The organism is Mesorhizobium sp. M0938 (assembly GCF_040319125.1).
Taxonomy (GTDB): Bacteria; Pseudomonadota; Alphaproteobacteria; order Rhizobiales; family Rhizobiaceae; genus Mesorhizobium; species Mesorhizobium robiniae.
Window position 1 is genome coordinate 316,890 of sequence record NZ_JAMYNS010000006.1, and the last position, 14,074, is coordinate 330,963.

Sequence of the window (14,074 nt, forward strand, 5' to 3'; positions counted from 1 at the left end):
TTTTGCCCGTATTCCAAATCGGGCGTTTGCCCGCTTCGAATTCTTGTCTATTCCGCCGCCACCATCACCGGCTCTGCCCGGTGCGCATTGCGCGAAAACTCGTCGATACGCCGCTCCACCTCGCCGCGGAAATGCCGCATCAGGCCCTGGATCGGCCATGCCGCCGCATCGCCCAGCGCGCAGATCGTGTGGCCCTCGACCTGCTTGGTCACGTCGAGCAGCATGTCGATCTCACGCTTTTGCGCCTCGCCGCGCACCAGCCGTTCCATTACCCGCCACATCCAGCCGGTGCCTTCGCGGCACGGTGTGCACTGGCCGCAGCTCTCGTGCTTGTAGAAGTAGGAAAGCCGCGCGATCGCCTTCACGATATCGGTCGATTTGTCCATGACGATGACAGCTGCCGTGCCGAGACCCGATTTCAGGTCGCGCAGCGCATCGAAATCCATCGGCGCGTCGATGATCTGTTCGGCCGGCACCAGCGGCACCGAAGCGCCGCCTGGAATGACCGCCAGCAGATTGTCCCAGCCGCCGCGAATGCCGCCGCAATGCGTCTCGATCAGCTCGCGGAACGGAATCGACATCGCCTCTTCGACGGTGCACGGGTTGTTGACGTGGCCGGAGATGCAGAACAGCTTGGTGCCGACATTGTTGGGCCGCCCGAAGGACGAGAACCAGGCAGCGCCACGACGCAGGATGGTCGGCGCCACTGCGATGGATTCGACATTGTTGACCGTCGTCGGGCAGCCGTAGAGGCCGACATTGGCCGGGAATGGCGGTTTCAGCCGTGGCTGGCCCTTCTTGCCTTCGAGGCTTTCGAGCAGCGCCGTCTCCTCGCCGCAGATATAGGCGCCGGCGCCATGATGCATGTAGATGTCGAAATCGTAGCCGGAAATGTTGTTCTTGCCGATCAGCTTGGCCTCATAGGCCTCGTCGATGGCGCGCTGCAGCGCCTCGCGCTCGCGGATGAACTCGCCGCGCACGTAGATGTAGGCGGCAACCGCGCCCATGGCGAAGCCGGCAATCAGGCAGCCCTCGACCAGCGTGTGCGGGTCGTGGCGCAATATATCGCGGTCCTTGCAGGTGCCGGGTTCGGATTCGTCGGCATTGACGACGAGATAGCTCGGCCGGCCGTCGCTCTGCTTGGGCATGAACGACCATTTCAGCCCGGTCGGAAAGCCGGCGCCGCCGCGCCCGCGCAGGCCCGAGGCCTTCATCTCGTTGACGATCCAATCGCGCCCCTTGGCGATGATGCCGGGCGTGCCGTCCCAGGCGCCGCGCGCCATCGCGCCGGCCAGCGACTTGTCGAAAAGGCCGTAGATGTTGTTGAAGATGCGGTCTCTGTCCTGAAGCATTGTTCGTTCCTCAGACCGGCTTCTTGCCGAAGACGCGGATATATTCGGCGACCCCGCCCTTGGCGAGCGCCTTGGCCTGCTTGACCCAGTCTTCGCGGTCGATGCGGCCGTGGAAGCTGAGATAGCCGTCGACCCACTCGCGCTCGGCCTTCTTCCAGGACGCGACTTGCGCATAAGTGAAGATGCCAAGCGAATGCAGGATGCCTTCGATCTTCGGGCCGACGCCTGAGATCAGCTTGAGATCGTCGACCAGTGCCGGCCTTGCGATGCCGGCCGGGCGATTCTTGTCCTCAAGTGAAGGTTTGGCATTGGTCGTCTTGGCGCCGTTTTTTTTGCCGGCAGCGCCGAACGGCGCCTCCTTCAACTCCGGCGCCTTGAAAGCAGCCGCTGGCTCAGCCTTGCTCTTGGGGCCGCTACGCTGTTTCGAAACCTTTTCGACCTCCGGCGCGGCCTTGTTGGCGTTGGCAGCCGAATGCCGCGGTGCGGCGACGCTTGCCGCCTTTTCGGTCTCTGGTGCGACCTTTGTGGCCGAAGGCGACTCCAGCGCCGGGCTGGTTTCGGGCGCATCGGTCTTCGGCTTGCTGGCTTTCGACGGCGCAACGGGGGCAGCCGATGCCGGCGCGACCGGGGCTGCCGGCGCGGCGGCGACAGTCGACGCTGCACCTTGCGCGGCCTTGGCTGCCGCCTTGGCTTCCTTGTCGCGGGTCGTCTTGAGGATTGCCTTTTCGCTCTTCAGCGTCGTCAGGCCAGTAAGCGGCTCGGAGGTGATGCGGCCGTTCTGGGGCCCCGGCGTCACCGAGGCGCCCTTGCCGGCATCATAGAGGTCGATGATCTCGGCAAGCCGCTCCGGCGTCAGGTCCTCGAACGTGTCCTTGAAAATCATCACCATCGGCGCGTTGACGCAAGCGCCAAGGCATTCGACCTCTTCCCAGGACAGCGTGCCCTCGTCGTTGGTGTGGAACTGGTCGTGGTGGATCTTGGACCGGCACACGTCCATCAGCGCTTCCGAGCCGCGCAGCATGCAGGGCGTGGTGCCGCAGACCTGGATATGCGCGCGGGTGCCGACCGGATTGAGCTGGTATTGCGTGTAGAAGGTCGCGACTTCGAGCCCTCTGATATAAGGCATATCGAGCATATCGGAGATCGTCTCGATCGCCGCCTTGGTCACCCAGCCCTCCTGCTCCTGCGCCAGCATCAGCAACGGGATGATCGCGGATTGCTCGCGGCCCTTCGGATACTTCTTGATCCATTGCTTCGCCGCCGCCGCATTCGCCCGGTTGAAGGCGAAGGAGACTGGCTGGAGGCGGGCTTCTGCGAGACGGCGGACTGACATTTAGCGATCGACCTCACCAAACACGATGTCGAGGGAGCCAAGCACGGCGGTGACGTCGGCCAGCATGTGGCCGCGGCAGAGGAAATCCATGGCCTGGAGATGGGCGAAGCCTGGCGCGCGCAGCTTGCAGCGGTAGGGCTTGTTGGTGCCGTCGGACACGAGATAGACGCCGAACTCGCCTTTCGGCGCTTCGACCGCCGCATAGACCTCGCCCGCCGGCACACGGTAGCCCTCGGTGTAGAGCTTGAAGTGGTGGATCAGCGCTTCCATCGAGCGCTTCATCGCCGCGCGCTTCGGCGGCACCACCTTGCCGTCGAGATTCGACACTGGCCCCGTGCCTTCCTTGCCGAGCAGCAGGTCGACGCACTGGCGCATGATTTTCGCCGACTGGCGCATCTCTTCCATGCGCACGAGATAGCGGTCGTAGCAATCGCCGTTCTTGCCGATCGGAATGTCGAAATCCATCTCGGCATAGCATTCATAGGGCTGCGACTTGCGCAGATCCCAGGCGACGCCGGATCCGCGCACCATGACGCCCGAAAAACCCCAGGCCCAGGCATCGGCCAGCGAGACGATGCCGATGTCGACATTGCGCTGCTTGAAGATGCGGTTGCCGGTCAGCAGTGCGTCGAGATCGTCGAGCGATTTCAGGAACGGATCGATCCAGTTGCCGATATCCTCGACCAGCCTCTCGGGCAGGTCCTGGTGGACGCCGCCGGGCCGGAAATAGGCCGCATGCATGCGCGAGCCGCTGGCCCGCTCATAGAACACCATGAGTTTTTCGCGCTCAACGAAGCCCCACAGCGGCGGCGTCAGCGCGCCGACATCCATCGCCTGCGTCGTCACATTGAGGATGTGCGACATGATGCGGCCGATCTCGCAATAGAGCACGCGGATCAGCTGGCCGCGCTTCGGCACCTCGATGCCGAGCAGCCGCTCTGCGGCAAGCGCAAAGGCATGCTCCTGGTTCATCGGCGCGCAATAGTCGAGCCGGTCGAGATAAGGCACCGCCTGCAGATAGGTTTTGGCTTCGATCAGCTTCTCAGTGCCGCGATGCAACAGTCCGATATGCGGATCGACGCGATCGACGACTTCGCCATCGAGCTCCAGCACGAGGCGCAAAACGCCATGCGCCGCAGGATGTTGCGGGCCGAAATTGATGTTGAAATTGCGGACGGAAGTCTCAGCCACGGCTTATGCGTCTCCAGGCCATTTCTTGAACGCCACAACCCACAAAAGAACGAGATTCAGAAGCGGGACAACCATCAAGATGCTCAATGCGGAGGGCCAACCGGCTCTCGGAAAGATCCGCCAGTACGGCACGATCAAAGACGCAAAAATGATCATGATAATCAGCCAATGAAAAACGGAGAAGCTGCCCATCAACACGCCCTCATTGTTTTGCCTTCTCGTCGCCTGGCAGGACGTAATCCGTCCCTTCCCATGGCGAGAGAAAATCGAAATTGCGGAATTCCTGCTTCAATTCCACCGGCTCGTAGATGACCCGCTTGGCTTCGTCGTCATAACGCACCTCGACAAAGCCGGTCAGTGGGAAATCCTTGCGCAGCGGATGGCCCTCGAAGCCGTAATCGGTCAGAATCCGCCTGAGATCGGGATGGCCCGAGAACAGCACGCCATAGAGATCGTAGGTTTCGCGCTCGAACCAGTCGGCGCCGGGATAAACGCCGGTGATCGACGGCACCACGGTCTCCTCGTCGGCCTGGACCTTGATGCGGATGCGAATATTCTGCTTCGGCGACAGCAAATGATAGACGACGTCGAAGCGCTTGGCCCGCGACGGGTAATCGGCGCCGCACACGTCGATGATCGAGATGAACTGGCAGTTTTTATCGTCGCGCAGGAAGGTTACCACCTCGATCAGATCGTGCGGCTCGAGCGAGATGGTGAGTTCGCCATAGGCAAACACCGCATCGCTTATCCGGCCGCTCAGCTTCTCGCCGAGATAGGTCGAGAGTTCATTCAACGACAGGCTCATCATCCCGCTCACCGCTCGATCGTGCCGGTGCGGCGGATCTTCTTTTGTAACAGAAGGATGCCGTAAAGCAGCGCTTCGGCGCTCGGCGGACAGCCGGGCACATAGATGTCGACCGGCACGACGCGATCGCAGCCGCGCACCACCGAATAGGAATAGTGGTAGTAGCCGCCGCCATTGGCGCAGGAGCCCATCGAGATGACGTAGCGCGGCTCCGGCATCTGGTCGTAGACCTTGCGCAGCGCCGGCGCCATCTTGTTGGTCAGCGTGCCGGCGACGATCATGATGTCGGACTGGCGCGGCGACGCGCGCGGTGCGACGCCGAAGCGCTCGCTGTCATAGCGCGGCATCGAGGTATGGATCATCTCGACCGCGCAGCAGGCGAGGCCAAACGTCATGAACATCAGCGAGCCGCTGCGCGCCCAGGTGATCAGCGCCTCGGTCGAGGTGACGAGAAAGCCCTTGTCGGCCAACTCGTTGTTGATCTCGAGAAAGAAAGGGTCATTCGCCCCCACCGGCTTTCCGGTGCTGGGGTCGAGAATGCCCTTTGGCTTCGGCGCGACGAGCGTGCCGGAATTGTCGCTCAATCCCATTCCAGCGCTCCTTTCTTCCATTCATAGGCAAAGCCGATGGTCAGCACCGCCAGAAACACCATCATCGACCAGAAACCGAGCATGCCGATCTGGCTGAAAGACACGGCCCACGGAAACAGAAAGGCCACTTCCAGATCGAAGATGATGAACAGGATCGACACCAGGTAGAAGCGAATGTCGAACTTCATGCGGGCGTCGTCGAACGAGTTGAAACCGCACTCATAGGCGGAAAGCTTTTCCGGATCTGGGTTGCGGTAGGCCACCAGGAAGGGTGCGGCAAGCAGCGCCAGGCCGACAACCAGCGCCACGCCGATGAACAGGACGATGGGCAGGTACGAACTCAACAATGCGTTCATGCTGCAGCTTTCCGTTGGCGGCCAATCCACTCTGATTACAGCACCGGACCCACTTGCGGAAGCGTGACAGTTTAACCACTGAACCGTTTTAGGGGGCTCTATGCTGCAACGCGGCGAGGGTTAGCGCAGGGCTTTCGGCGAAGCAAGTCAAACCTTGTTCAAAACACGGTGCTGGACGGCATATCCGGATAAACTGGTCCGATCCGCTCCGGTTTGATTTCCTTCACTTTTTACTCCACTTTTCTCTCCTGACATATATCCCGCCAAAACCCTGCTAGCATGGCGCGGAATCATTGATCGCTCCTCGTTCGAAACACCCTCAGGGCCTCGCCTGCATGAAGGAAAAAATATCGCTCGCCGCAGCCCGGCGCATCGCGCTCGCCGCCCAGGGTTTCACCGACCCCCGGCCGAACGGCACGCCGGATCGCCGCCATCTGACCCGGGTGCTTGCCCGCACCGGCCTGTTGCAGATCGATTCCGTCAGCGCGGTGGTGCGCGCTCACTACATGCCGCTCTATTCCAGGCTTGGCCCCTACCCGCTGGCGCTGCTCGACAACGCCGCCGTGACGCGCAAGCGCACGGTCTTCGAATATTGGGCGCATGAAGCCTCCTTTCTGCCGGTCGAAACCTATCCGCTGATGCGCTGGCGCATGCAGCGGGCCGAGCGTGGCGAGGAAATGTACAATGGGCTGGCCAAGTGGGGCCGCGAACGCGCCGCCTATATTGAAGACATTTATCGCGAGGTCGTCGAACGCGGCCCGATCGCCGCATCCGCCCTCGAGGGTCAGAAAGGCTCGGGCGGCTGGTGGGGCTGGAGCGATGCCAAGCACGCTTTCGAATGGCTGTTCTGGGCCGGTCGCATCACCACGGCGTCGCGTCGTGGCTTCGAGCGGCTTTACGATCTGCCCGAACGGGTGCTGCCGCCGGCCGTGCTCGACCTGCCGGTGCCCTCTCCTGAGGATGCACATCGCGAATTGCTGCGCATTTCCGCCCGCGCCCACGGCGTCGCGACAGCGGGCGACCTGCGCGACTATTTCCGCCTCTCTCCCGCTGACATCAAGGGCCGGATCGAGGAACTGGTCGAGGTGGGCGACCTTTTGCCGGTGCGCGTCGAAGGCTGGGACAAGCCTGCCTATCTTCACAAGGACGCCCGTTTTCCGCGCAAGATCCAGGCGCGCGCGTTGCTCGCTCCGTTTGATCCCGTTGTCTTCGAGCGCACCCGAACGGAAAGGCTGTTCGACTTCCGCTATCGCATCGAAATCTACACCCCCGCCGAAAAGCGCCAATACGGCTATTATGTCCTGCCGTTCCTGCTTGGCGACAGGATAGTGGCGCGCGTCGACCTCAAGGCTGACCGCCCCGCCGGCGTGCTGCGTATCCATGCCGCCTATGCCGAGCCTGCCGCGCCGGCCGAAACAGCGGCCGCGCTGGTCGAGGAATTGAAGCAGATGCAGGGCTGGCTCGGCCTGGAACGGATTGAAGTCACGCCCGCAGGCGATCTGGGTCCGGCGTTGGCCGACATCATCGCGTCGTAGACACGCGTTGACACGACTGCCTGCACAAGCCTAAATCCGGTTCAGACGGTCTCCTCTCGGCAAAGGGAGGAGCCAAGAGGGAATGCGGTGCGAAATCTCGATTTCAAATCCGCGGCTGTCCCCGCAACTGTAAGCGACGAGCCAAGGCCGAAAACCACTGGGACGGTCCCGGGAAGGCGGCACCAAGGCGATGACCCGCGAGCCAGGAGACCTGCCGTCTAGGACATAAGAATCCGATCGCCTGGCGGGTTTTCCGGGCAAGGAGCCTGATTTGGAACGCGACAGCAGTTTTCCGGCTGAGACAGCGGACGTTTTGTCCGGCGATAGTGATGCCTTGGCCGGCGTCACCGTGATCGTCTGCGCCTCCTGCCGCGACGAGACCGGCTCCGACGGCCATCCCCGCGCCGGCGAATTGTTGGCCGAAGACACGCGCCGCGCTGCATCAGGCGAAAATATCCGTATCCGCACCGTCGAATGCCTCGGCAACTGCAAACGTCGGCTGAGCGCCGCGATCCTGCGCGACGGCTGCTGGAGCTATGTCTTCGGCGATCTGACCGCGACCAGCGGCGCCGATCTCGTCGCCGGCGCAAAGCTCTTCGCCACATCGACCGATGGCCTCATTCCGTGGCGCGGCCGCCCCGATTGCCTGAAGCGCGGCCTCGTCGCCCGCATCCCTCCCCTCGACCTTCTGAAGGATCCGATATGACCACTTCCGTCTCCCGCGTGCCCTGCACCGTCGTCACCGGCTTCCTCGGCGCCGGCAAGACGACGCTGATCCGCCATCTGCTCGAAAACGCCGGCGGCAAGCGGCTGGCCATCATCGTCAACGAGTTCGGCGACATCGGCATCGACGGCGAGATCCTGAAAGGCTGCGGCATCGACACCTGCCCCGAGGAAAACATCGTCGAGCTGGCAAACGGCTGCATCTGCTGCACCGTCGCAGACGACTTTGTCCCGGCGCTGGACCAGATCCTGTCTTTGACGCCGAAGGTCGACCATATCCTGATCGAAACCTCCGGGCTCGCTCTGCCCAAGCCGCTGGTCCAGGCCTTCCAGTGGCCGACGGTGAAGAGCCGGGTGACGGTCGATGGCGTCATCGCCGTGGTCGATGGACCGGCGCTGGCCGAAGGCCGCGTCGCCAACGACATGGATGCCCTGCAGGCACAGCGCGTGAAGGACCAGACGCTCGACCACGACGATCCGGTCGAGGAAGTGTTCGAGGACCAGCTCGCCTGCGCCGACCTGATCATATTGTCGAAGAGCGACCTGATGGACGCCGCTGGCTCGGCCCGTGCCAAGGCCATCATCGGCGAGCACGCCGCGCGCGCCGTCAAGATCGTGCCGACCTCGCAAGGGAAGGTCGATCCGTCTGTGCTGCTCGGCCTAGGCCTTGCCGTCGAGGACGACATCGAGAACCGCAAGACCCACCACGACGACGAGCTCGACCATGAGCATGACGACTTCGATTCCTTCGTCATCGACATTCCGTCGATCGCCAATCCCGATGAACTGGCTTTGCGCGTCGCCACGGCGGCGGAGGAACAAAACGTGCTGCGCGTCAAAGGTTTCGTCGAGGTCGGCGGCAAGCCGATGCGGCTCCTGCTGCAGGCCGTCGGTCCGCGCGTCAATCATTATTACGACCGCGCCTGGACCGCTGAAGACGACCGCCGCTCGCGCCTCGTCGTCATCGGCCTGAAAGGGCTGAACCGCCCGGCAATCGAGCGTATCCTCGCCGGCTGACCCCAGGCACGAGCCGCGATGCACATCCTCACCACAACATCCGCCTCGCTCGATGATCTCGCCGAGCCTGTCGATCTCAGGCAGACGCCTGCGGATGTCGTGGCGCTGTCCTTCACCGACAGCGATCTGGCCGGCCTGGCGGCGGCATGGAAGGCGGATGCGGCACGCCTGCCGTCGATGCGGCTGGCGGCTCTACGCGACCTGCGCCATCCCATGTCCGTCGACCTCTGGATCGACAGTGTCGCCCGGCACGCCAAGGTTATTTTGGTTCGTATCCTCGGCGGTTACGACTGGTGGCGCTATGGTTGCGACCAGCTTGCCGTTGTCGCACGAGATCGCGGTATCAAGCTGGCGCTCCTACCGGGCGAAAGTCACGACGAGGATTTGCGGCTGATCGAAGGCTCGACGCTGCCCCGCGAGGAGTTGGACGGCCTGCTCGGCTATTTTCGCGAGGGCGGCCCGGAGAATATGACGGCGCTGATGCGAAGACTGGCAAGTCTTGCCGGATCGGGTGTAGCGGTCGCTGAACCTGTCAGCGTGCCAAAAGCCGGCTACTATCAACCGGGACTGCGCGGCGTCCCCCTCCCCCTCGAGGGGAGGGTCCGGCCGCAGGCCGGGGGCGGGGTCGCCTCTGACGCGCGCCAACAGAAAAAAACGTCGAGCACTGCCGCAACGACCCCACCCGGCCCTGCGGGCCACCCTCCCCTCGAGGGGGAGGGAGACGCCGCGCCCATCATCCCGATCCTCTTCTACCGTTCGATGCTTCTTGCCGCAGATGCCGCGCCCATCGATGCATTGTTCGAGGCGCTCGGACAGCGCGGCATGGTCCCCGTCCCCATCTTCGTCTCCAGCTTGAAGGACCCGGCCTCGCTCGCCTTTGTCGAAACCGCGCTGTCAACGCTGAAGCCTGCCGCGATCATCACCGCCACGGCCTTCGCCTCCGGTGCCGAGCCCGGCGTCGAAACCCTCTTCGACCGCGCCGGCGTGCCGGTGTTCCAGGTCATCGTCGCGACAACCCGTCGTGACATCTGGCAGAATAATCAGCGCGGCCTCGCGCCTGCCGACCTTGCCATGCACGTCGTCCTGCCCGAGCTCGACGGCCGCATCCTTGCCGGCGCGATCTCCTTCAAGGGCGAGGTCGAAACCGATCCCGCTTTGGCCTTCCGCGCTTTCGCCAACCGGCGGGAGCCGGACCGCGTCGCGCAAGTGGCGAACCGTATCGAAGTCTTCATCCGCCTGCAGCGGACGCCGCGCGGACAGCGCAAGCTCGCCATCCTGATCCCCGACTATCCAAGCGCCCCCGGCCGCACCGGCTATGCCGTCGGCCTCGACGTGCCGTCGAGCGTGCTGGCGATGCTGCACGATCTGAGCGAACAGGGCTATGCCGTTGAAGGGATTCCGCAAACGCCGCGTGCATTGCTGGGCAGGCTGGAGCGCGGTGACGAGGGGATGAGGTTGGAGGACTATCTCGACTTCTTGGCGGGATTGCCTGCAGAAGCACGAAAGACCGTAGAGGCAGCTTGGGGTCAACCGGCAACCGATCCGGTAACGGCCGAATCTCAACGTCAACCCTCTACGTTGCCCCCCTCTGTCCTGCCGGACATCTCCCCCACTTGGGGGGAGATTGCCCCTTCGCCGACAGTCTCGCCCACGACGAACGTTGCAGAAAGAGACGGGACAGCAAAACTGCCGATCTCCCCCCAAGTGGGGGAGATGTCCGGCAGGACAGAGGGGGGCGCGACAGAACGCCAACCTTCGAGTCCAGCAAACAACAGGCATTTCCCCTTCCGCGCCGCCACCTTCGGCAACATCACCGTAGCCCTCGCCCCTGACCGCGGGCGCTCGGCCGATCGCCGCGCCGACTACCATGACCCGACATTACCGCCGCGGCATGCGCTGATCGCCTTCGGTCTCTGGCTGCGAAAGTCGCTCGGCGTCCATGCCCTCATCCATGTCGGCGCTCATGGCACGCTGGAATGGCTGCCCGGAAAAACCGTTGCACTCAGCGAAACCTGTTTTCCCGAGATCGTCACCGGTCCGTTGCCCGTCATCTATCCCTTCATCGTCTCCAACCCCGGCGAGGCCGCACAGGCCAAGCGGCGCATCGCCGCCATCACCCTCGGCCATTTACCGCCGCCGCTGACCGGCGCCGGGCTTGACGAGAACCAGCAGCAGCTTGAACGGCTGGTCGACGAATATGCCCAGGCCGACGGGCTCGACCGCCGCCGCCGCGACCGCCTGGCGAAGCTGATCGTCGAAACCGCGCAGAAGACCGGTCTCGCTTCCGAAGCTGGCGTTGCCAAAACCGACGCGCCCGACGAAGCGCTGCGCCGCATCGACGCCTGGCTCTGCGACCTCAAGGACTTCGCCATCAAGGACGGCCTGCACATCTACGGCCGGTCGCCGGAAGGCGAGGCCGATCCGTTGCGCAAACAAAGTGCCGCAGCCGAGAAGGCAGCGCTCCTTGCGGCCCTCGACGGCTGCCATGTCGCCGCCGGACCTGCCGGTGCGCCGGCGCGGGGCCGGCGCGATGTGCTGCCGACCGGCCGCAATCTATTCACATCAGATCCGCGCACCATGCCGACGCCGACCGCCTTTGATCTCGGCAAGGCCGCGGCTGAAGAGGTGGTCCGCAGCTACATGCAATCGCATGGCGACTGGCCGCGCTCGCTGGTCATCGACCTCTGGGGCTCGGCCTCGCTGCGCACCGGCGGCGAGGAGATCGCGCAAGGCCTGGCGCTGATGGGTTGCCGGCCGCAATGGGATTCCGCCACCGGCCGCGTCACCGGCATCGAAGTGCTGCCGCCGGCCGCCCTTGGCCGCCCGCGGGTCGACGTCACCTGGCGCATATCAGGCCTGTTCCGCGACATGTTCCCGACCCAGATCGCCCTGATCGATGCCGCCGCCAACGCCGTCGCAGCCCGTGACGAGGACGCTTCGGAAAACCCGCTCGCGGCAAGGACCCGCGCGGACGGGAAGATCAGCCCGCGCATTTTCGGCACCTCGCCTGGCACCTACGGCGCCGGCGTCGAGGATTTATTGTCGAGCGGCGACTGGGGCGCGCGCGAGGAGATCGGCCGCGCCTATCTCGATGCCACCTCGCACGCCTATGGCGGCGCCGAGGGCGAAGGTGTCTCAGTGCCCGGCGCCTTCGAGGATCGTATCGCTGAGGCCGACCTTCTCGTCCACACCGGCGACGACCCCGGCCGCGACATCCTCGAAGGCTCCGCCGACGTCGCCTTCATCGGCGGCTTTTCAGCGGCGCTTGCGGCACTCGGCAAGAACGCCGACGTCATCGTGCTCGACACCACGGACCCGCAAAAGCCAAAGCCGCGCTCGGTTGGCGAGGCAGTGTCGCGGGTAGTCCGCGCCCGCGCGGTCAACCCGCGCTTCATATCAGGCCAGATGCGGCACGGACCGCGCGGTGCCTCGGAGTTCGCCGAGACGGTCGACCGTCTCGTCGGTTTCGCCGAGACCACCCACGCCATACCGGGCGCGCTGATCGAGGCCGTGCACGATGCCTATCTAGGCGACCCCGTGGTTCGCGCCTTCATCCTGCGCGAGAACCCTTCCGCCGCGAAGGTCATCGCCGAGCGCTTATTATCGGCACGGCGGCGCGGTCTCTGGCATCCGCTGCGCAATTCCATCGATGACGATCTCGCCGCTCTGATCGCCGAGGCCCAGGCGCTGGGGGTGGCGGCATGAACGCCTTCTCCCGACGTGGCGCCTGCCCTGCTTTGTCCGCGCCGATGCAGACCGGCGACGGCCTTTTGGTGCGACTCAACCCGGTCGCCGGAGGACTCTTGCCGAAATCCTTGATCGGGCTAGGTGAATCCGCCGTGCGCCATGGCAACGGCATCATGGAAGTGACCGCCCGCGGCAGCCTGCAGATCCGCGGCCTGACGCCGGCAAGCGCACGGCTGCTGGCAAGGGAGGTCGACGCACTCGGCATCGCCGTGCGCACCGGCGTACCAGTCGAGACCGGCCCGCTGGCGGGGCTGGATGCGGAAGAAGTTGCTGACCCGCGCCCGCTGGCGGAGCGGATTCGCAAAGCCATCGAGGATGCCGGGCTTACGCAACGCCTTGGCCCGAAGGTTTCGGTGATTGTCGATGGCGGTGGGCAGTTGGCTATGGACGCCGTGACGGCGGACGTCAGGCTGGCTGCGGTGCGGATGGACGCGGCAATTCAGTGGAAGATGTCCGTTGCCGGAGACGGACAACATGCGAAATCCCTCGTCATAGTCGAGGAGGATGCGGCGCGCGATATTGCAGTCGCGATGCTCAGGATGGTCGCCGAAAAAGGCCGCGAAGCCCATGCACGGGATTTGACGGAGAGACAACTGAGATCTCTCGCAAGTTGGCATTCCTTCGCGCCCCCCTCTGTCCTGCCGGACATCTCCCCCACTAGGGGGGAGATTGCGCCCTCGTCTCCGCTTTCGCCAATCGCCAAAGGTGCTGAGGGAGAGCCGCCGGTGAAGCTGCCAATCTCCCTCCCTGTGGGGGAGATGTCCGGCAGGACAGAGGGGGGCGCGAAGGAACGCCGACCTATTGGAACTTTCGCCCTGGCCTCTGCTGGCACCGCCCTCGGCATCGGCTTGCCCTTCGGCAGCATGCCGGCAGACAAGATCATCGATCTTGCGCAGAACGCCCTGGCCCTTGGCGCCGTCGAAATCCGGCTGGCGCCAAGCCGCGCCCTGCTTTTCATGGGCCTCTCCCCGACCGCCTGCCACTCACTCCAGCAAGCCGCCGCCACCCTCGGCTTCGTCACCAACCCCACCGATCCGCGCACCAGGATCGCCGCTTGCCCCGGGGCTCCCGCCTGCGCCTCCGGCCGGATCGCGACGCGCGATATCGCCGAGACTATCGCAGCGGAAGACGGTGACATCCTCGATTCCTCCTTCAAGCTTCACATTTCCGGCTGCGCCAAGGGCTGCGCGCATCCCGGGCCGGCGGCGCTGACACTGGTCGGCGGCGAAAACGGAGCCGGACTTGTCGTGGACGGGACGGCAAAGGCCCTTCCTGCCGGATACAGGCCGGGCTATGAGGCCGCGCGCGGCATCGGCCGTATTGCAGCAGCGGTCAGCCGCGCACGACTTCGCGGCGAGACCACCGCCGCCTGCCTGGCAAGGCTTGGCGCGGCCGGTGTCACCGAACTCTACCGACAGGAATGAA

The 14,074-nt window shown here is 64.3% G+C and carries 11 protein-coding genes and 1 riboswitch; of the genes, 5 read left to right on the forward strand and 6 right to left on the reverse strand.

Annotated features, from left to right (window positions below; translation table 11 throughout):
* Window positions 1–47: 47 nt before the first annotated feature.
* From nuoF to NKH73_RS13430, 6 genes are all read right to left on the reverse strand, one after another.
* Complete coding sequence (gene nuoF / locus NKH73_RS13405) at window positions 48–1,352, reverse strand: NADH-quinone oxidoreductase subunit NuoF (RefSeq protein ID WP_352932060.1); 1,305 nt, start codon at window positions 1,350–1,352, stop codon at window positions 48–50.
* Between the two features lie 10 nt (window positions 1,353–1,362).
* Window positions 1,363–2,685, reverse strand: coding sequence for an NADH-quinone oxidoreductase subunit E (locus NKH73_RS13410; RefSeq protein WP_352932062.1), 1,323 nt, complete (start codon window positions 2,683–2,685; stop codon window positions 1,363–1,365).
* A complete protein-coding gene (locus tag NKH73_RS13415; protein ID WP_352932064.1) occupies window positions 2,686–3,876 on the reverse strand; it encodes an NADH-quinone oxidoreductase subunit D in 1,191 nt (396 codons plus the stop codon).
* A gap of 202 nt (window positions 3,877–4,078) precedes the next feature.
* Window positions 4,079–4,681, reverse strand: coding sequence for an NADH-quinone oxidoreductase subunit C (locus NKH73_RS13420; RefSeq protein WP_352932065.1), 603 nt, complete (start codon window positions 4,679–4,681; stop codon window positions 4,079–4,081).
* A gap of 8 nt (window positions 4,682–4,689) precedes the next feature.
* Window positions 4,690–5,271 (reverse strand): NuoB/complex I 20 kDa subunit family protein, encoded by a 582-nt coding sequence (locus NKH73_RS13425; protein ID WP_027156092.1) that lies wholly within the window; start codon window positions 5,269–5,271, stop codon window positions 4,690–4,692.
* A complete protein-coding gene (locus tag NKH73_RS13430) occupies window positions 5,262–5,627 on the reverse strand; it encodes an NADH-quinone oxidoreductase subunit A (protein WP_023798850.1) in 366 nt (121 codons plus the stop codon). The genes NKH73_RS13425 and NKH73_RS13430 overlap by 10 nt, the downstream gene beginning before the upstream one ends.
* A gap of 335 nt (window positions 5,628–5,962) precedes the next feature.
* On the opposite strand from NKH73_RS13430, the gene NKH73_RS13435 reads away from it, so the two are divergent.
* From NKH73_RS13435 to cobG, 5 genes are all read left to right on the forward strand, one after another.
* Window positions 5,963–7,162: a winged helix-turn-helix domain-containing protein gene (locus NKH73_RS13435; protein ID WP_352932069.1), complete on the forward strand. Its 1,200-nt coding sequence runs from the start codon at window positions 5,963–5,965 to the stop codon at window positions 7,160–7,162.
* Between the two features lie 29 nt (window positions 7,163–7,191).
* Window positions 7,192–7,395: riboswitch (cobalamin riboswitch) on the forward strand.
* Window positions 7,396–7,433: 38 nt separating this feature from the next.
* On the forward strand, window positions 7,434–7,868 hold the full coding sequence (locus tag NKH73_RS13440) for a DUF1636 family protein (protein ID WP_352932071.1): 435 nt from the start codon (window positions 7,434–7,436) through the stop codon (window positions 7,866–7,868).
* Window positions 7,865–8,902, forward strand: a complete 1,038-nt coding sequence (gene cobW, locus NKH73_RS13445) for a cobalamin biosynthesis protein CobW (RefSeq protein WP_352932073.1) — start codon at window positions 7,865–7,867, stop codon at window positions 8,900–8,902. Before NKH73_RS13440 ends, cobW begins: the two co-directional genes overlap by 4 nt.
* Window positions 8,903–8,920: 18 nt before the next feature.
* A complete protein-coding gene (locus tag NKH73_RS13450) occupies window positions 8,921–12,607 on the forward strand; it encodes a cobaltochelatase subunit CobN (RefSeq protein WP_352932075.1) in 3,687 nt (1,228 codons plus the stop codon).
* Window positions 12,604–14,073, forward strand: a complete 1,470-nt coding sequence (gene cobG / locus NKH73_RS13455) for a precorrin-3B synthase (protein WP_502893910.1) — start codon at window positions 12,604–12,606, stop codon at window positions 14,071–14,073. The genes NKH73_RS13450 and cobG overlap by 4 nt, the downstream gene beginning before the upstream one ends.
* Window position 14,074 lies beyond the last annotated feature (1 nt).